The sequence below is a fragment of the Arthrobacter pigmenti genome, assembly GCF_011927905.1.
GTDB classification, from domain to species: Bacteria; Actinomycetota; Actinomycetes; order Actinomycetales; family Micrococcaceae; genus Arthrobacter_D; species Arthrobacter_D pigmenti.
The window spans coordinates 421,793-440,187 of record NZ_JAATJL010000001.1 but is presented as its reverse complement, the minus strand read 5'-3'; the positions used below and the strand labels follow the sequence as shown (position 1 = coordinate 440,187).

15 protein-coding genes are annotated in these 18,395 nt (G+C 63.5%); 4 read left to right on the top strand and 11 right to left on the bottom strand.

All coding sequences use genetic code 11. The annotated features are described in order from the left end of the window. Position 1 precedes the first annotated feature (1 nt). Both BJ994_RS02135 and mraY read left to right on the top strand, forming a co-directional pair. Positions 2–964, top strand: a complete 963-nt coding sequence (locus BJ994_RS02135) for a glycosyltransferase family 9 protein (RefSeq protein ID WP_167990981.1) — start codon at positions 2–4, stop codon at positions 962–964. 142 nt (positions 965–1,106) lie between these two features. After that, entirely contained in the window at positions 1,107–2,210 is a 1,104-nt protein-coding gene (gene mraY / locus BJ994_RS02130) for a phospho-N-acetylmuramoyl-pentapeptide-transferase (protein ID WP_167990979.1), read from the top strand. On the opposite strand, the gene BJ994_RS02125 is transcribed toward mraY, so the two are convergent. The 6 genes from BJ994_RS02125 to BJ994_RS02100 all read right to left on the bottom strand — a co-directional run bounded on the left by BJ994_RS02125 (position 2,183) and on the right by BJ994_RS02100 (position 8,120). Continuing rightward, positions 2,183–2,971 (bottom strand): sigma-70 family RNA polymerase sigma factor, encoded by a 789-nt coding sequence (locus BJ994_RS02125; RefSeq protein WP_167990977.1) that lies wholly within the window; start codon positions 2,969–2,971, stop codon positions 2,183–2,185. The two genes, mraY and BJ994_RS02125, sit on opposite strands and share 28 nt — an antisense overlap. Positions 2,972–3,200: 229 nt before the next feature. Continuing rightward, positions 3,201–3,641, bottom strand: a complete 441-nt coding sequence (locus BJ994_RS02120; protein ID WP_167990974.1) for an SRPBCC family protein — start codon at positions 3,639–3,641, stop codon at positions 3,201–3,203. A gap of 100 nt (positions 3,642–3,741) precedes the next feature. Then, positions 3,742–5,310 carry an MDR family MFS transporter gene (locus BJ994_RS02115; RefSeq protein WP_167990972.1) on the bottom strand — a complete coding sequence of 523 codons (1,569 nt, stop codon included), beginning with the start codon at positions 5,308–5,310 and terminating at the stop codon, positions 3,742–3,744. Next, a complete protein-coding gene (locus BJ994_RS02110) occupies positions 5,307–5,930 on the bottom strand; it encodes a TetR family transcriptional regulator (RefSeq protein WP_167990970.1) in 624 nt (207 codons plus the stop codon). Before BJ994_RS02110 ends, BJ994_RS02115 begins: the two co-directional genes overlap by 4 nt. A 110-nt stretch (positions 5,931–6,040) precedes the next feature. Next, positions 6,041–7,015, bottom strand: coding sequence for an acyl-CoA thioesterase (locus tag BJ994_RS02105; RefSeq protein WP_167990967.1), 975 nt, complete (start codon positions 7,013–7,015; stop codon positions 6,041–6,043). A gap of 85 nt (positions 7,016–7,100) precedes the next feature. After that, positions 7,101–8,120: an AsnC family transcriptional regulator gene (locus BJ994_RS02100; RefSeq protein ID WP_167990965.1), complete on the bottom strand. Its 1,020-nt coding sequence runs from the start codon at positions 8,118–8,120 to the stop codon at positions 7,101–7,103. A 115-nt stretch (positions 8,121–8,235) separates the two neighbouring features. On the opposite strand from BJ994_RS02100, the gene BJ994_RS02095 reads away from it, so the two are divergent. Together BJ994_RS02095 and BJ994_RS02090 are read left to right on the top strand one after the other, a co-directional pair. Then, positions 8,236–9,534, top strand: coding sequence for an amidohydrolase family protein (locus tag BJ994_RS02095; protein ID WP_209066469.1), 1,299 nt, complete (start codon positions 8,236–8,238; stop codon positions 9,532–9,534). Then, positions 9,531–11,105: an AbgT family transporter gene (locus tag BJ994_RS02090; protein ID WP_342450226.1), complete on the top strand. Its 1,575-nt coding sequence runs from the start codon at positions 9,531–9,533 to the stop codon at positions 11,103–11,105. Before BJ994_RS02095 ends, BJ994_RS02090 begins: the two co-directional genes overlap by 4 nt. 78 nt (positions 11,106–11,183) lie before the next feature. Here BJ994_RS02090 and sucD read toward each other — a convergent pair whose 3' ends face one another. The 5 genes from sucD to BJ994_RS02065 all read right to left on the bottom strand — a co-directional run bounded on the left by sucD (position 11,184) and on the right by BJ994_RS02065 (position 18,374). Beyond that, positions 11,184–12,086, bottom strand: a complete 903-nt coding sequence (gene sucD, locus BJ994_RS02085) for a succinate--CoA ligase subunit alpha (protein ID WP_167990963.1) — start codon at positions 12,084–12,086, stop codon at positions 11,184–11,186. A 34-nt stretch (positions 12,087–12,120) separates the two neighbouring features. Continuing rightward, positions 12,121–13,290 carry an ADP-forming succinate--CoA ligase subunit beta gene (gene sucC / locus BJ994_RS02080; protein ID WP_167990960.1) on the bottom strand — a complete coding sequence of 390 codons (1,170 nt, stop codon included), beginning with the start codon at positions 13,288–13,290 and terminating at the stop codon, positions 12,121–12,123. 136 nt (positions 13,291–13,426) lie between these two features. Then, entirely contained in the window at positions 13,427–14,158 is a 732-nt protein-coding gene (locus tag BJ994_RS02075; protein ID WP_167990958.1) for a hypothetical protein, read from the bottom strand. Positions 14,159–14,165: 7 nt separating this feature from the next. Continuing rightward, positions 14,166–16,610 (bottom strand): DNA helicase PcrA, encoded by a 2,445-nt coding sequence (gene pcrA / locus BJ994_RS02070; protein WP_167990952.1) that lies wholly within the window; start codon positions 16,608–16,610, stop codon positions 14,166–14,168. Between the two features lie 219 nt (positions 16,611–16,829). Next, on the bottom strand, positions 16,830–18,374 hold the full coding sequence (locus BJ994_RS02065) for an alanine/glycine:cation symporter family protein (protein WP_245192226.1): 1,545 nt from the start codon (positions 18,372–18,374) through the stop codon (positions 16,830–16,832). Between the last annotated feature and the right edge of the window lie 21 nt (positions 18,375–18,395).

Genomic DNA, 18,395 nt, shown 5'->3' with positions numbered 1-18,395 from the left:
TATGCAGCCAGAAGCAGCCGGAGAGTTCCTGGAACCGGACGGACGCCCGGAAGTACTGGTGTTGCGCGCCCTGAAGCTGGGGGACCTGCTGGTCGCGGTCCCTGCCCTGCGGGGGCTGCGACGGACCTTCCCCGAACACCGGATCCTCTACGCGGCCCAGAGCTGGCTGGAGCCGCTCGTCCTGCTGACCGGTTGCGTCGATGCCCTGTTGCCCACCCACGGCCTGGATGAACCGCTTGCGCTGCCTCCCGGGCGGATCGACGTCGCGGTCAACCTCCACGGCAGCGGTCCGCAAAGCCGCGGACGGCTCGAAGCCCTCGCACCTGCACGGAGGATCGGCCACGCGGCCGCCGGGTGGGACGGACCCGCCTGGCTGGACGGCCTGCATGAGCGCGACCGCTGGACGCGCCTGTTGATGGCGCATGGAGTGGACGCGGACCCGCTCGACTACCGGCTTGCTCCCCCCGCGGTGGAGGCGGCAGCCGCGGGCGCCGTCGTCGTCCATGCCGGGGCTGCGTACGGGAGCCGGTTGTGGCCGATCGAGCGGTTCGCCGACGTCGCGAAGGAGCTCTCCGATGCCGGCCATCGCGTGCTGCTGACGGGCAGCGCAAGCGAGCGACCGCGCGTCCTCGCGGTCCAGGAGGCCGCCGGGCTGCCGACGGAAGCCGTGGTCGCCGGGAGCCTGGGTCTGCTCGAGTTCGCTGCCGTGGTTGCCGAAGCCGCGCTTGTCATCTCCGCTGACACCGGTGCGGCACATCTGGCCTCGGCGTACGCGCGGCCGTCCATCGTCCTGTTCGGGCCCGCGCCCGCCAGCGAATGGGGGCCGCCGCCGGGCCCGCACGTTGTGCTGACGGATGAGTCCAGGCGGCTCGGCCGGACCTTCGCTGAAGAGCCCGACCCGGCGCTGCTTGCCGTGAGTGTCGCGGATGTACTGGACGCCGCAAGAAACCTGGGTGTGCTGTAGACGGCGTTGCAGGCGCTAACGCCTGCAGGTGATCCGATAGTATCGGCGTCAAGCGAATCGGCGGCGGCGCCGGACGGTCAACCTCAGTTGCAGACCGAAGCTGGCGGACTCAGTCCGGGGAACTGAAGGGGGCACCTTTTTCGTGATTGCGCTGCTGATTGCCGCTGCTTTGGCCCTGATCCTGACGCTGCTCGGCACACCGGTGCTGGCTCGCTTCCTGGTCAGGAAGAACTACGGCCAGTTCATCCGCGATGACGGCCCCACCTCACATCACACCAAGCGCGGCACTCCCACCATGGGCGGGGTGTGGATCATCGGCTCCGTGGTCATCGCCTACTTTGCAACGCATGGAATCATGCTGCTCTCCGGTGAATCGAACGGTCCAACGGCTTCTGGCCTGCTGCTGCTTCTGGTCACGGTTGGCATGGGAGTGGTGGGGTTCTTCGACGACTACATCAAGGTTTCCAGGCAGCGCAGCCTCGGGCTCACCGGGCCGGGAAAGATCGTCGGCCAGACTCTTGTCGGGGTGACGTTCGCCATCCTCGCGCTCAACTTTCCCGATGAAAACGGGCGCACTCCGGCCTCCACCGCTATTTCGTTTGTCCGGGATACGGCCATTGACCTGGCCTTCGCCGGCCCGCTGATCGGCGCGATCCTCTTCATCCTGTGGTCCACATTCATCCTGACCGCTACGTCCAACGCGGTGAATGTTGCCGATGGCTTGGACGGCCTTGCTACTGGCGCCTCGATCTTCGTTTTCGGCGCGTACATGCTGATGGGCATCTGGCAGTTCAATCAGCGATGCACTGATCCCAGCGTCCCCGCGAACATCTGTTACGAAGTGCGTGATCCGCTCGACCTGGCATTGATAGCCGCCGCCTTGTGCGGGTCACTCGTTGGTTTCCTCTGGTGGAACACTTCGCCGGCGAAGATCATCATGGGCGACACCGGCTCACTCGCTCTCGGTGGCGCGATTGCCGGCTTTGCGATCCTGTCCCGCACCCAACTGCTCCTGGTCATCCTGGCGGGCCTGTTCGTCATGATCACGCTGTCCGTCATCATTCAGGTGACCTACTTCAAGCTCTCCGGAGGCAAACGAGTCTTCCGGATGACTCCGCTGCATCATCACTTCGAGTTGAAGGGCTGGGAGCAGGTCACCGTGGTGGCCCGCTTCTGGATCATCGCCGGCCTGTTCGTAGCTGTCGGCCTCGTCATCTTCTACGCCGAGTGGGTTGTGCTGCTGTAACCGGCTCCTGGGTGAACCTGCTCGAGCAGCCGTTTCTGCAGCTTCACCAGTGTGCGTGCAAGCAGCCGCGAAATCTGCATCTGGGTCATGCCCAGGCGCTGGCCTATGCGTTCCTGGCTTTCCTCGTGGAAATACCGCCGGAACAACAACTCTTTCTCCTTTTCGGAGAGCTCCCGAACGGCTGCGCGCAGCGAGAGGACCTCGTCGCTGCGGGCGAAGTCGTCGCCCTCCGCCTCAAGGGTGTCCGCCCAGGCAAATGTGCCTGGGGAGGCATCGATAGACTCCGGACGCTGGCATCCGGCACACGCGAGCGCTTCGACGACGACGGCGGGACTCCGGTCCAACTCTTCGGCGAGCTCCGCGATGGATGGCTCCCTGCCGAGCCGCTGCGCGAGTGTTTGCGAGGCTTTCATGGCTTCGGACTTGAGATCCTGCAGTTCGCGGGGCGGGCGGATGATCCAACTGCAGTCCCGCAGGTAGCGTTTCACCTCCCCGCGGATGGTCGGCACCGCATAGGCGCAGAACTCCACACCGATGGTCGGATCGAAACGTTGCGCGGCCTTCACGAGCCCCATGTACGCCACCTGCCGGATGTCAGCGGCGTCGTAGCTGAAAGCGGAAAAACCCCGAGCGATCGAATCCGCAACATGCAGATGGTCCAGCGCCATCTCCTCGTGAATCGCGGCGCGGAGCCGCCCGTCGCTGCGCTGGGCGCGTGAATGTGTGCTCGGGGAATCCGATGGATGTTCGGCTGTGCGCATGCTTTCACCTCTTGCGTGGGACGGAGGCCGGAAGTTCCATCCCAGAAGAACATAAGCATGCTGACTATCGCAACAGATTTATAGAATCGTTACCTAAAAAATCTTCTCATCGTTTCTCCGCTGAGGTATTGACTACTTCTCCTTGATCTACTAAGGATGCTTACTTCCTCCTGGTCGATCAAGTGGCTTCTGCCTGCTGGCCTTTGTCCTGGCCACCGCTCCAAACCGCTCAGCGTTTGGTCACATATTCGTCTAGCTTTTCGAGGGTCCGCTCGATCGACGCCGGGTGTTTCCTGGTGAACCCGAGGACCTTGAGGATCGGCTTCCAGGGCACGTCCGTTGCGTCCCATTCCTCGGTGACCGTGGTGCCGCCGTCGTTCTGTTCGAGCGTGTAGCGCCAGACGTGACGTGAGAAATGCCGCCAGGCGATCAGGCTGTCTTCCTCGAACTCGACCACGGTGTTCAGAATCTTGTACGGGGCGCCTATCTTCATGTCCATGCCGAACTTGGCGCCCTTGGACAGACGGCTCGGCCCGTTGGGCTGCTCCCCTGTCACCGTGCCTGAGCCGTCGATGACACTGTGCAGCGCCGGGGTGGCCAGCACCTCGAAGATGGCGCTGGCGGGGGCGGCAATGAATCGTTCGCGGCGGATCAGGTATGGGGATGTCATGGGTTCATTCTCCATCGAGCGGCCACTAATGACCGGATTCTGGCAAGTAGGCCGTTATTAGTGGCCGCTCGATGCAGGGGTTTGAGCGGGTCGCAGGAGCTCAGCGCGCGGCGGGCTCCGCGGGCACAATACCTGCATCCCGCTCGACCTTCGTGTCCCGTTCAATCACGGTGGACAGTTCCTTCTCTTGCACGAAGGAGAGCAGGATCGCCGCAATCACGCCGAGCGGCGCCATGTAGAGGAAGAGCGGAGTCAGCGCATCGTTGTAGGACTGGATGATCGGTGACTGCAGCGCATCCGGCAGGGAGTTCACCACGGCCGGCGTCAGGGAGTTGGCCCCACCGTCGAGGGCGGAACCGGCGGCGGGAAGCCGCTCCAGCAGGAGTTCGCTCACACGCGCCGTGAAAAGGCTGCCCACAATGGCCGAGCCAAGGGTTGCCCCGATCTGCCGGAAGTAGTTGTTCGACGCCGTTGCTGTCCCGACCACACGGTTGGGGAAGGTGTTCTGCACGATCAGCACGAGGATCTGCATGCTCAGGCCCAGCCCGGCACCCATGATGGCAATGTATACACAGATGATCCACACCGGCGTCGTCGGGGTGATGGTTGAGAGCAGGAGCAGCGCAACGGTGACCGCCAGCGAACCCGTGATGGGCATCCACTTGTAACGGCCGGTTTTACTGACCAGGACTCCGGACCCCGTGGAGGTCAGGATCAGGGCACCCATCATCGGGATCATGAGCAACCCGGCGTTGGTCGCGCTTGCCCCGGTTACCATCTGCAGGTAGGTGGGCAGGTACCCGATCGCGCCGAACATGGTCACGCCGATCATCAGGCCGCCCGCGGTGGTGAGGACGAAGCTCCGTTCCCGAAAGAGGCTCATCGGGAGGATGGGTTCCTTCGCCCGACGCTCGGCCAGTACGAACAGCACGGCGCTGCCCACGGCGACGACGAACAGGCCGAGGATCTGGATGGAGAGCCACTCGTATTCGGTACCACCCCAGGTGCCCACAAGGACAATGGAGGTTGTCGCGATCGCCAGCAGCACCATTCCCGTGACGTCAATATGCGGATGCGAACGCTCACGGGCAGGCAGATGCAGGAAGAACAGCACCACCACGATCGCCAGCACCCCCAGCGGCATGTTGATCCAGAACATCCAGCGCCAGCCGGGACCCTCCGTGAACCAACCGCCCAGCAGCGGGCCGGCCACCGAGGCGAACGCGAACACGCCGCCCATGGCGCCCATGTACTTTCCGCGCTCACGGGCGGGAACGACGTCGGCAATGATGGCCTGCGAGAGAATCATCAGCCCGCCGCCGCCGAGCCCCTGGAACGCGCGGCCCGCAATCAGCCACTCCATGTTCGGCGCGAGCCCACCCACAACTGAGCCGGCCATGAAGATGACGATCGCCAGCAGCAGAAGGTTCTTCCGGCCGATCAGATCGCCGAGCTTCCCATAGATCGGCATGACGATCGTCGCGGCGAGAATGTACGCCGTGATGACCCACAGCATCTGGTCAACGCCGCTGAGCTCGCCGACGATGGTGGGCAGCGCCGTGCTGAGGATCATCTGGTTCAGCGCGGCCAGCAGCATGGAAAGCATCAGGCCGACGAACAGCAGGAGCAATCCGGATTCTTTGCGTTGTGCAGTAGCAGTACTTGTCATCGAATTTCCTCAAGAACCTCTCGGAGAAGTGCGGTGGCTCCGTCAAGGGCCTGGAACTGGTTCTGGATTGTGGGCGAGTCAGCCGCCTGCTGCATCGCGTAGCGCATCGGGGCTCCCGCCACGAGGACAATCATCCGCGCGACGTCCTCCGCCGAATGCCGGCTGAGTGCCGCCTGCCATCGGCCGGTCGCCGCGATCTGCTCCGCGACCACCTCGCGGACCAGCTGCTCGACCTGCAGGAAGTAGGCGAATCGGCGCTGGCGCAGGTAGGGATACTCGGTGATCACCTCAAGGCGCCGGCTGGCCTCAGGCTCGCCGCCCTCGGTGGAGTGCACGACGGCGATGAGCAGCCGGGAGACCTGCTCAAGGAGGTCATGGTCGGCCGAGAACTCCTCGAGGAGCTGCTCATCGATGCTTGGCTCCTGCAGGCCAAGAATTGCGTCTTCCTTGGTACCGAAGTAGTTGAAGAAGGTGCGAGGCGAGACATTGGCGAGCGTGGCGATCTGCTCCACCGTGACGCTGTCCGGACCCTTTTCAAGCGTCAGCCGGGCCGCGGCGTCGTGCAGTGCCGTCCAGGTTTCATTGCGCTTACGCGTGCGAAGGGAAACTAGTTGACTCACCAAATGATTGTCTCACGCAACCATATTGTTGCACAAGTGCAAGGTTGCAGGACTGCAAGAAAAAGAACGACGACGACGGCGGTCGCCGTTGTCGTCGTTCGTGGGAGTTCCTACCGGCTCCGGCCGCTCCCGTGATAGGTGCGTTCGACGGCGAACCGCAGCGGCGCCAGCTCCGCACGTCGGCGTGCCAGGTCAATGGCGTGGGCGTCGAGCCGGCGGTCCTCGTCGCTGTGAAGCGGCAGCTGCGGAACATCGGCGGCGCCGCCCGTCTCATCGCGGGTGACGAAGATGGTCATGCACAGGGTGGTGCGCCGCCACTGCCCGCCGCGCGGGTCGCGGGCACGGGTGTGGACCGCGATGTGCATGCTGTGCGGGCCGGTATGGATGAGCCGGGCCTCGAGTTCAACGAGGTCGCCGATGTGGATGGGATTCAGGAAGTGGATGCCGCCGGAGTAGACAGCCACGGAGTCCCGCCCGCACCACGACATCGCACAGGCGCGCGCCACTTCGTCGATCCAGCGCATCACAATTCCGCCGTGCGCGTTCCCGCCCCAGTTCACGTCCGACGGCGCAGCCAGGAACCGGAATTGCTCACGCGGGGTTGTGCCGGCGTCCGTGTAGGCCTGGGCGTGCATGGCGTCGCGGATCTCGTTCCGCGCCGCGATCCTGCCCGCGGCGCCCTCCGCGAGCTGGGAAGACTCCTCATCCGTAGGCGACCACGGCGGTATCTGCTTCGGGCGGCGGTCCTCATCCATCGCGACGAACACGAGGACGCAGTCCATCGCCGGCCGGAACACCCGGTCCCGGACGTCGGCGGCATCGACCGTGACCACCACCTGCATGCTCGATCGCCCCGTGTGCACAATCCGGGCATCGACTTCGATGAGGTCGCCGTTCCGGATGGGCCTCGTGAAGTGCACGTTGCCGACGTAGGCGGTGACACAGTAGCCGCCGCTGTACCCGGTGGCGCAGGCGTAACCGGCCTTGTCGATCCATTCGAGAACCCGACCCGCCTGCACGGTGGTGCCGTCCTCCGAGACGTCCGTGGGTGAGGCGAGGAATCGTAGCGTGATCCGGTCATTCATTGGCGGGCAGTCCTCCCTTGCCGGCGTCGCGTCGGCAACAGGTAATCATCAAAACATGGCTCCGGGTTTGTTACGCCGCGCGGGGTCAGTAGGCCATTGGAACTATCTGCGTGAACAGCCCGTTCGCGTCGAGCACTGCCCCGTTGTACTTGAAGGTTCTAAGGACAATGCGCCGGTCCTCGATGGAAAGCCCGGGTATGTTGTCCAGGAGCTTCTGCTCGGCGGACAGCAGGTCAGCCGGGTTGTTGAGCCAGACCACAATGTGGATGTTGTTGTGGCCCGTCACCATGGTCATCAGCCGCAGTTCCGGGATGCGGTCCGTCATTGACCTGTCAATAGCGAGCGCGAGGTCGGGCTGCAGCGAGCCCCAGAGGATTGCGCTGAAACTTCGACCGGACCCACGGCGCGCAACATCGCAGCGGAGCGCGACGACGTCGTGCGCTATCAGCTGGTTCACCCGGCGGGCTACCGTCACCGGCGGGAGGTCGAGTTCGCGGGCGATGGCCCGGAACCCTGCACGCCCGTCGATGCTCAGCGCACGCATGATGGCGCGGTTCGTTGCGTCCAGCGCCGACGGTTCCTGGCCAGTGGACGACGACGGCGCCCGGCTCAGTTGCGCGAGCCGGCGAAGCTGCGCCGCGGGGAGAGCGCGGAAGTGCCAGCGCGTCGCTTCGTAGATCTGACCCGTCATGCTGCGTACTGCGTAGTGCAGCACGTGTTCCATCCCGCCGATGGTGCCCAGGAGGAAGTCGGAGAGTGAGTGTGCCGGTGCCGCCACAGTGAGCAGCAGGTGCGCCGAGCCGGCGATGAACTGGACCGTCATCAGCCGCGGATCCTGCACAAGCTGATCGGCTACCAACTGCACCCTGTTGTTCTGGCAGGTGAGCTCGACGAAGGCCACGTCCGTGGTGCGCGCAAGCTTGTCGCTCGGCGCTATGGTCACGCGTGCCAGTCCGGCCGATACGAGCCGCTGCCAACGCCGAGCGAGGGTGGTTGGGTGTACGTCGAGAATTGCGCCCAGCTCCACCCAACTGCCCCGGGGCGCAATTTGTAGGGCGTTAATGAGCTCGAGGTCAGCCTCTGCCAGTTCAACACTTTCCTGCACAGAAACGGGTTCATGAATGTTTTCCTGCGTTACCGGATCCACATTGGCTCAATCCCTTAGCGTTTCGGTAATTGTCCCATATGACGCACGTCTCATTGAGAGGAAAGCCTGCACTGTGAACACCGATAGAAATCAGGGTACGGACCAGGAGAGCGACCGCATGATCATCCGCAACGCCGTCATCATCGACGGAACGGGAGGAGCGCCCAACCCCGGGTACACCGTCGTCGTTATCGCAGGAAAGATCGACTGGATCGGTCCTGCAGCTGATGAACCGAATGTCGTAGACGCCCAGGTGATTGACGGAACGGGGATGTACCTTACGCCTGGCTTCATCGACGCGCACGTACACCTCACCATGCCCGCCGGGCAGCTGGGCGGGGCGCGTATGCTGGACCTGCCGCCGCGCTACGGCTATTACTCCGCCATCCCGATTCTCAAGGCAACCCTTGATGCAGGCATCACCACGGCCCGCGATCTCGGTGGGATCGATATGGCCACCGACGTCGCGATCCGCGAGGGCATCATCGAAGGGCCGGAGCTGATTTACGCGTACCGGGCGTTGGGCCCAACGGGCGGTCACGGCGACTTCCGCACCTGCTGCGGCTTCAACCTGGGCCAGGCCGTCTCACCCAATGGCGACATCGGATTCCTTACCGACGGCGTGGACCAGGCCATCCGGAACACCCGCGAAGTGATGCGGCTCGGGGCGAAGGTCATCAAAGTGATGGCCAGCGGCGGTGTCTGGTCGCCGCGTGACCAGCCGTGGCACGACGGCCTGAACGTCGATGAGATGCGCGCTGTCGTCGAGGAGGCAGCGTCGCATGACGTCCCCGTTGCCGCCCACGCCCAGAGTGCCCGAAGCATCGCCAACGCACTAAAGGCGGGCGTCCGCAGCATTGAGCACGCCTACGAAATTGACGACGCCGCCATCGGCCTCATGCTCGAACGGGGCGCCTTCATGGTTCCCACGCTTTCCACCGGCACCACTCCCCCGGATCCGGCGAAGGCTGCACCCTATGCGGTGGAGAAGAAGCTCCGACTCCAGGAAAAGCTTCAAACATGCGTCGCGAACGCCGTGGCTGCCGGCGTCAGGGTGGCCATGGGAACCGACGCCGGCGTCTGTCCGCACGGCACCAACCTCACCGAGCTGGGCCATCTGGTGGACCTTGGCATGAAGCCGATCGACGCCATCAATGCCGGCACCCTGAACGCAGCGGAACTGCTGCAGATCGACAACCGTACCGGGTCGATCGAACTGGGCAAGGAAGCAGATCTGGTGCTCACCCCCGTGGACCCACTCGCCGGCATCCATCAGCTGGGCAACCCCGACAACATCGCTGTTGTGGTCGCAAAAGGCCGCCTGAAGAAAAACCTGCTTGCAGCAATACCGGCATTGGAGCCAGTTTCATGAGCATGCTCAAGACCCGTACCACTACCCTTGGCCGCCTCGGCGGCGGTTTGATCGACGGCGTCGAGCGGGTGGGTAACAAGCTGCCTGAGCCGTTCGCGCTCTTCCTCTGGCTGCTGCTCGCAGTGGGCGCCATCTCAACAGTGGTGTCATGGTTCGGCGTCAGTACCACCCTGCCGGACTCCGGAGAGATTGTCCCGGTCCTGGGCCTGTTCACCGGCGAGGGCATCACCTGGCTGATGACTACGGCCGTGAGCAACTTCATCGGCTTCCCGCCGCTTGGCGTAGTGATCACGCTGCTCCTGGCAGTTGGTGTGGCTGAACGCACGGGCCTGCTGATGGCCCTGGTGAAGTCGACGCTGGGCAAGGCGCCGGCGTGGGCGCTGCCGTACGTGATCGCGTTCACCGCGTTGTGCTCGCACATCATGTCCGATGCCTCCATCCTGGTGATCCCGCCCATCGCCGCCCTGGTGTTCAAGGCCGCGGGCCGTAATCCCGTTGCAGGGTTGCTCGGTGCCTACGCCGTCGGGATCGCCGCTTTCAGCTGCACTCCATTCATCACCTCAACGGATGCTCTCCTGGCCGGCATCTCCAACGCGGCCGCCGCGCTGGTGGCGGATCAGGTCCTGCCGGTCACCGCCGTCTCCAACCTCTTCCTGAACCTCGTGTTGTCCGTCATCCTGACCGTGGCGGGTGGCCTTGTCATCGACAAGGTGCTTGAACCCCGTCTGAACCGGATCGGTGCGGGTACCGGCGCCGAGGCGCCGGAGACTCACGCAGCCCCTGAGGACTCGCCGTCGACCGCTGTAACCCTCAAAGAGAAGGCGGCGCTGAAGTGGGCTGGAGTGGCCCTCTTGATCATCGTCGCCGGGCTGCTGGCCCTGATCCTTCCGCCCGACTCACCGCTGCGGAACGAGGACGGCGGCTTCCTTCCGAAGTCACCCCTGTTGAGTTCGGTGATCTTCCTCGTCTTCCTGGTCCTCATCGTCCCGTCGATCGTGTACGGGGTGAGGATCAAGGCGATCACCGGCATCCAGTCGGTGGGCGAGATGATGACGCAGGCTGCCAAAGGTGCCGTGTCCTTCCTGGTGGTGGCCTTCGTGCTCGCCCAGTTCCTGGCGCTGTTCACCTGGAGCGGCCTGGCCACCTGGGTTGCGGTTCACGGTGCGCAAGCCCTTCAGGCCCTGAACTTCACCGGTTTCGGCGCAGTGATCCTCTTCATCGTGGTGGTTTCACTGCTGAACCTGCTGATCGCCTCCGGTTCGTCGCTGTGGACGCTGGTCGCGGTGGTCTTCGTTCCGATGTTCGCCTTCATCGGTTACGAGGCTGGCTTCACGCAGGCCGCATTCCGGGTGGGCGATTCCGCGACGCAGGCGCTGACCCCGCTGAATCCGTACCTTATTGTGATTCTTGGGTTCCTGCGGCAGTACGAGCCGAAAGCCGGCATCGGCACCGTCATCTCCCGGATGCTGCCCTTCACGCTGGTCTTCTGGGTCCTGTGGGTCGGCGTGCTGAGCATCTTCTTCTTCACGGGAACCGGCACCGGCCCGGGCATGGACATTTTCGTGGACTGACCAGCATCGACAAGAACGACGACGGCGGCCGCCACCTTCGCTTCGAAGGTGACGGCCGCCGTCGTCGTACGTGGAGTTCTAGAGCCCTGCGTAAACTTCGCGCAGCAAGCGGGCGGTCTCGGACGGCGTCTTGCCGACCTTCACGCCGGCGGCCTCGAGCGCTTCCTTCTTGGCCTGTGCGGTACCGGCCGAGCCGGACACGATGGCACCTGCGTGGCCCATGGTCTTGCCCTCGGGAGCAGTGAAGCCTGCGACGTAGCCGACAACCGGCTTGGTCACGTTGGCCTTGATGAACTCGGCCGCGCGCTCTTCAGCGTCACCGCCGATTTCACCGATCATGACGATCGCCTTGGTCTCGGGATCTGCTTCGAACGCCTCGAGGGCGTCGATGTGCGTGGTTCCGATGACCGGGTCGCCGCCGATGCCGATGGCGGTGGAGAAGCCGAGGTCACGCAGTTCGTACATCATCTGGTAGGTCAGGGTGCCGGACTTCGACACGAGGCCCACGCCGCCCTTACCGGTGATGTTCGCGGGGGTGATGCCGACCAGCGCCTCGTCCGGAGTGATGATGCCGGGGCAGTTGGGCCCGATGATGCGGGTGATCTGCTTGCCGTTGGCATCAACGCGGGACTTGGCCAGGGCCCAGAACTCAGCGGAGTCCTGTACCGGCACGCCTTCGGTGATGATGACAACGAGGCCGATTTCAGCATCGATGGCTTCGACAACGGCGTCCTTGGTGAACGCCGGCGGGACGAAGATGATCGATACGTCGGCGCCGGTTTCCGCGATGGCTTCCTTGACGGTGCCGAACACGGGGAGCGTGACATCGCCGTGCGTGACGGTGGTTCCGGCCTTGCGTGCGTTGACGCCGCCGACAACCTGCGTACCGGCCTTCAGCATCAGCGCAGTGTGCTTGGTACCTTCGCCGCCGGTGATGCCCTGGACGATCACCTTGGAATCTTTGTTCAGAAAGATTGACATGTCTGTTCCTTAATCCTTTGGTCCCGAAAGGGGCTTAGCGGCCGGCGTGCGCCAGCTCAGCGGCCTTGTCGGCACCTTCATCCATGGTGTCGGCGAGGGTGACCATCGGATGGTTGGCCTCGGCGAGGATACGGCGACCCTCTTCGACGTTGTTGCCGTCAAGACGCACAACCAGCGGCTTGTTCTCCTTGTCGCCGAGGATCTCCAACGCCTTGACGATGCCATTTGCAACTGCATCACAGGCGGTGATTCCGCCGAAGACGTTCACGAAGACGCTCTTGACCTGGCTGTCATTCAGGATGACGTCCAGTCCGGCTGCCATGACCTCGGCCGACGCTCCGCCGCCGATGTCGAGGAAGTTGGCGGGCTTCACGTCGCCGTGCTTCTCGCCTGCGTAGGCAACGACGTCGAGCGTGGACATGACCAGGCCGGCACCGTTGCCGATGATGCCAACTTCGCCGTCGAGCTTGACGTAGTTGAGGTCGTTTTCCTTCGCCTTGGCCTCGAGGGGATCCGTGGCGTCCTTGTCCTCGAGGGCAGCGTGGCCCTGCTGGCGGAAGTCAGCGTTCTCGTCCAGCGTGACCTTGCCGTCCAGTGCGAGGATGTCACCGGCGCCGGTCTTCACCAGCGGGTTGACCTCAACGAGGGTGGCATCTTCCTTCACGAAGACGTCCCACAGCTTCAGGATGGTGTTGGCGACGCCCTCGCGCAGCTCGGGAGCGAACCCGGCGGCCTCGATGATTTCGTCTGCCTTCGCCCGGTCGATTCCGACGGAAGGATCAATGGCGATCCGCGCAAGAGCATCGGGTCGCTCGACCGCGAGCTGCTCGATTTCCACGCCGCCCTCAACCGAGCACATGGCGAGGTAGTTGCGGTTGGCTCGGTCCAGCAGCACTGAAAAGTAGTATTCCTCGGCGATGTCCGCGCCCTGGGCGATCATGACCTTGTGGACGGTGTGGCCCTTGATGTCCATGCCGAGGATCGCGGAGGCGTACTCGAACGCCTCATCCGGGGTCTTGGCAACCTTCACGCCGCCAGCCTTGCCGCGGCCGCCAACCTTGACCTGCGCCTTGACGACAACAACGCCGCCAATTTTCTCGGCCGCTGCTTTTGCTTCTTCGGGGGTCTGCGCCACGATACCGGCAAGCACGGGAACGCCGTGAGCCTCAAATAGATCGCGCGCCTGATATTCAAACAGGTCCACTTATCTAGTGTCCTTCTACGTCGAAGTAGGTTTACACAGGGAACTCTAGCCCCTTGGCTCGGAACGCCTTCCCCAGAATAGCGGTTTCGTGAGTAAGCACACAGTTCTATGAGTTGTAGAAAAGTAACCCTTTCGGTTACCGTTCCGCAGCCTCCTCGGAGGCGCTTTCCGGCGCTTCCTCCGGCGCGAAGATCTCGTACCCCGCGGCCGAGACTACGAACCCGTGGCCCGATTCCCCGTGGACGCATGCGAGTCCGTCGGTTGCCCGCCCGCACCGGAAGCCCTTCAACTCAACGGCAGCGTCATCGGCCAGGACGGGCAGGCGGGTGAGCGCGTGTTCACTTCCCTCGGTGCCGGGGCCTAGTTGGGCCTCCATCAACGTCATTCCCACTCGGCAATCGCCGTAGGTGACACCATCCGCCGTGAGCAGGACAGTGCCGCCCTTGAACCCGAGGTTGGTGCCATGGCAATCGTCGGTCACTTCGGCCGGTTCGGGATACCGGGCAAGTTCGCAGTAGACCGCTGGAACGGCAAGCAGGGTGTCGTTGCGGGTTCCGCCGGAGAGCCGCGGATCCACGGGCGAATTGATGATTCCGCCCTGCTCAGTGGTGATGGCGCAGTAGGTGTTGCGGTCTTCTGTCAGGAACGCTGCCACGTCCCCGTCGAGCTGCTGAAGCTCGGTGACGGGAACCTCCGGCATGGCTGCCAGCTCCTCGAGCGGGCTGAGCTCTGGCGCGGGGCTGGGAATGGGATTGCTGATGGGAATCTCGACGCATGCGCTGACCGTCAGCAACGTCGCCAGAGCCATGAGTACGACGACGACGCGCGGCCGGGCACGCGCCCAGACTCCCCCGGTGAACGGTTTCATGCCCGCACTACCCAACTTTGGTCAGCGGAGCATAACGCAGGAGCAGGCGCTTCTCGCCGATGTCGAACTTCACCTTTGCAACCATCTTGTCCCCGGCACCTTCCACTGCGAGGACGGTGCCGTTGCCGAAGGTGGTGTGATTGACCTTGTCTCCGGTGGACACGGCGACAACTTCCTTCTGGGGCTGCACCCTCCCTGCCGCCTTGCCGGGCAGGCCGCGACCGGAATCATTGCCCGAGGCGCCGCCGGCTCCCCAGTAAGATCCGCTGAATCGGGGGCCGTTGATGCTCTGGCCTCCGGTCCAGGCCGGACGTGTACTTCCTTCACGCTTCCAGTCGATGAGGTCCTCGGGGACCTCTCCCACAAACTGGCTTGCAGGGTTGTATTGGCTCTGACCCCACAGGCTGCGCACCTCGGAGCGCGTGATGTACAACCGCTTCCGTGCACGGGTCAGACCGACATACGCCAGACGCCGTTCCTCGGCGAGCTCCGCGGGATCGGTCGCCGAACGCTGGTGCGGGAAGATTCCCTGCTCCATGCCAGTGAGGAAGACCACCGGAAACTCCAGGCCCTTGGCCGTGTGCAGGGTCATCAGCGTGACAACACCCTGTCTACGGGCTTCGGCCACAGCCTTCTCGACGTCCTCGTCCGAGCCCGCCGGAGCGTCCGGAATCTGGTCCGCGTCCGCCACCAGTGAGACCTGCTCCAGGAACTCACCGAGTGCGCTCTCCGGGTTCTCCAGCTCGAATTCGCGGACAACCGCCACCAGTTCGGCAAGGTTTTCCACGCGCGACTCGTCCTGTGGGTCTGTGCTGGTACGCAGCTGCGCCAGGTAGCCAGTCTGTTCCAGGACAGCTTCGAGCGCCGCTGAGGCACCCGAACCGGATGCCACCTCCGCGAGGTCGTCGATCAGCTTCACGAACGAAGCGACAGCGTTGACAGACCGCGTGGCCATGCCCGGCGCTTCGTCCGCGCGGCGCAGTGCCTCCATGAAGCTGACGCGGTCACGCTCGGCGAGCGCTGCGATTGCATACTCTGCCCGGTCGCCGATGCCACGCTTGGGTTCGTTGAGAATGCGCCGCAGGTTGACGACGTCGTCCTGGTTCACCAGCACGCGAAGGTAGGCCAGCGCGTCCTTGATCTCCTTGCGCTCGTAGAAGCGCGTTCCGCCGACCACCTTGTAGGGCAGCCCGACACGCATAAGGATTTCCTCGATGGACCTCGACTGCGCGTTGGTCCGGTAGAACACTGCGACGTCGCCGGGCCGCAAATCCTCTTGATCCTGCAGCCGGTCAATCTCGTCTGCGATGAAACGTGCTTCCTCGTGTTCGTTCTCGCCGACGTAGCCGACGATCTTCTCGCCGTTGCCCTCGGCGGTCCACAACCGTTTCTCGGGTCGGTTGGGATTGCGGGAAATCACCGCGTTGGCCGCGTTCAGGATGTTCTGGGTGGACCGGTAATTCTGCTCGAGCAGGATGGTGCGGGCGTTCGCGTAGTCCTTCTCGAACTCCACGATGTTGCGCACATCCGCCCCTCGGAAAGCGTAGATCGACTGATCCGAGTCGCCGACCACGGTCAGCTCGGCGGGTTCGTCAACCGTTTCGCCCTGGACGCCGACAATCTCCCGGACCAGCGCGTACTGGGCATGGTTTGTGTCCTGGTATTCATCGACCAGCACATGCCGGAACCGGCGCCGGTAGTAGTCGGCTACCCCCGGGAAGGCGCGGAACATGAACACCGTCTGGGCGATCAGGTCATCGAAGTCCATGGCGTTCGCCTGGCGGAGACGCTGAGCGTACCCCTTGTACACCTCTGCCACTGCCTGCTCGAACGGGTCCGAGTAATTGGCCGAGGATGCGTAGGACTCCTCATCAATGAGCTCGTTCTTCAACGCCGAGATCTTGTGCTGGATTGCTTTCGGCGCGAACCGCTTGGGGTCGAGGTCCAGACCCTTCGCAACCAGCGTGACGAGCCGGAGGGTGTCCGCCGAATCGTAAATGGAGAAATTGGAATTGAGCCCAATGGACGTTGCTTCGCGCCGAAGAATCCGCACGCAGGAAGAGTGGAACGTGGAGATCCACATGCGCTTGGCAACCTCGCCCACCAGGCCCTCGATGCGCTCCCGCATCTCTGCGGCCGCCTTGTTGGTGAACGTAATCGCGAGAATCTGGCCCGGATGCGAGCGCCCGGTAGCCATCAGGTAAGCAATACGGTGGCTGAGAACCCGGGTCTTCCCGGAACCCGCCCCCGCCACGATCAGCAGCGGCGATCCGCTGTGCTTGACCGCCTCCTCCTGCTGCGGGTTGAGTCCCGCCAGGAGTTCCTTCGCGCGGGCCTCATCGACATAACCCCCGCGGCGGGGATGCTCCGACGAATCAGGGGACGACGACGACGGCGCGCCGCGCCTGCCGGCTGCGGGTGTGCTGAGGTGCGGGTCGAAAAGCAAATCCATGGTGCCTTTAAGTCTAGGTGCTGGCACGGACAGAACCTGTCCGCCGTCGTCGTACTGGTCCTTTCCTCCCACCGAAAGCGGACGTTCATTGGGAAGGAACCGTTCGTTCCCAATGAATCATCCCTTTCACTGGGAACGTTGGACAGGGCAACTTGCCCGGAACATGGCAGTGCCCGCCGGAACAGCCGATCCGGCGGGCACCTCGAAGGGACTTGAGGTTTAGCGGACGGTGGCTTCGCGGTCCTCGGGCTCGGTGCCCAGTTCCAGAAGCTTCCCGCTCTTGCGGTCCGCCAGGTAAGCCTTCATCTCGCGCTTGATTACCGGCAGGAGCATGTAGACACCCAGCAGGTTGACGAACGCACAAACGAAGAGCGCCGAGTCAGCGAAACTGAGGACTTGCCCGAAGGTCAGTACACAACCCGTAACGGTGAAGAAGAGGAAGATTACCTTGTAGATGATTTCCGAAGTCTTGCCGCGCCCGAAGAGGTACTCCCACGCCTTGAGTCCGTAGTAGGACCAGGTGATCAATGTGGAGAAGGCAAACAGTGCGACGGCGATGGCGAGAACGATCGGGAACCAGTCGATTACCGTGGCGAACGCATCGGACGTAAGGATCACGCCGTCGGGAGCAACGCCGGTCTCCTGCACCTGGTCGATCCCAGCCTGCAGGCTTGGCGCGCCGGCGATGATGATCGTCAGAGCGGTCATGGTGCAGATGAGGACGGTGTCGACGAGCGGTTCGAACAGTGCCACAAAACCTTCACTGACGGGCCGGCGCGTCTTCACTGCCGAGTGCGCGATCGGAGCCGAACCCAAGCCTGCCTCATTGGAGAAGGCTGCGCGCTGGAAGCCGACGATCATGACGCCGACAATGCCGCCTGCAATTCCAGCGGGGTTGAATGCGCCCTCGATGATCTGGCCGAACGCCGCCGGAACCTGACCGATGTTCACGAAGATGACGAAAAGGCATGCGGTCACGTAGATGACGGCCATCGCCGGGACGAGCCTGCTGGTGGTTGCGCCAATGGACTTGATGCCACCGAGGATCACGGCACCAACCAGGGCGGCCAGGACAACGCCGAAGATCAGTGCCGCGCCTGCGTTCCCGAGGAACCCGTCAGTGCCGCCAGTAACTTCCTGCGCCTGGGCGAAGGTCTGGTTGGCCTGGAACATGTTGCCGCCCGCGACGCCGAAGATGAGGATCGCAACCGCGAAGATTCCGGTCAGGATCTTCGCCGGCCATTTGCCGAACTTCGAGAAGGCGATCGGTAGGTACTTGAACGGGCCGCCCGACACTGTGCCATCCGGATGGACCTCGCGGTACTTCACGCCGAGTGTGCACTCCGCAAACTTGGTACACATGCCGAGGAGTCCGGCGAGGATCATCCAGAAGGTTGCACCGGGTCCGCCCAGCGCCATTGCTGCGCCGACACCGGCAATGTTGCCAAGCCCGACCGTGCCGGACAATGCCGACGTCAGAGCCTGGAAGTGCGGAACCTCTCCCGGGTCGTCCTTGGATGAATAGCGCCCTCGAATCACCTCGTAGGAGACCTTCAGGCCACGGAATTGGATGAAGCCGAAGTAGACGGTGAAGATGACGGCGGCGGCGATCAGCCACGCAACCACCACCGGAAAGCTGACGTCGCCGATAGTGATCGGAACGAAGACAACTGCAGCGAATCCCTCCGCGATCGGTTCAAAGACGGCATCTATGGCGTCCTCGATGGCGGCTAGCCATCCCACCTGATCAGCGACTGTAGACATGGGTAGTACTTGGTTTATAGC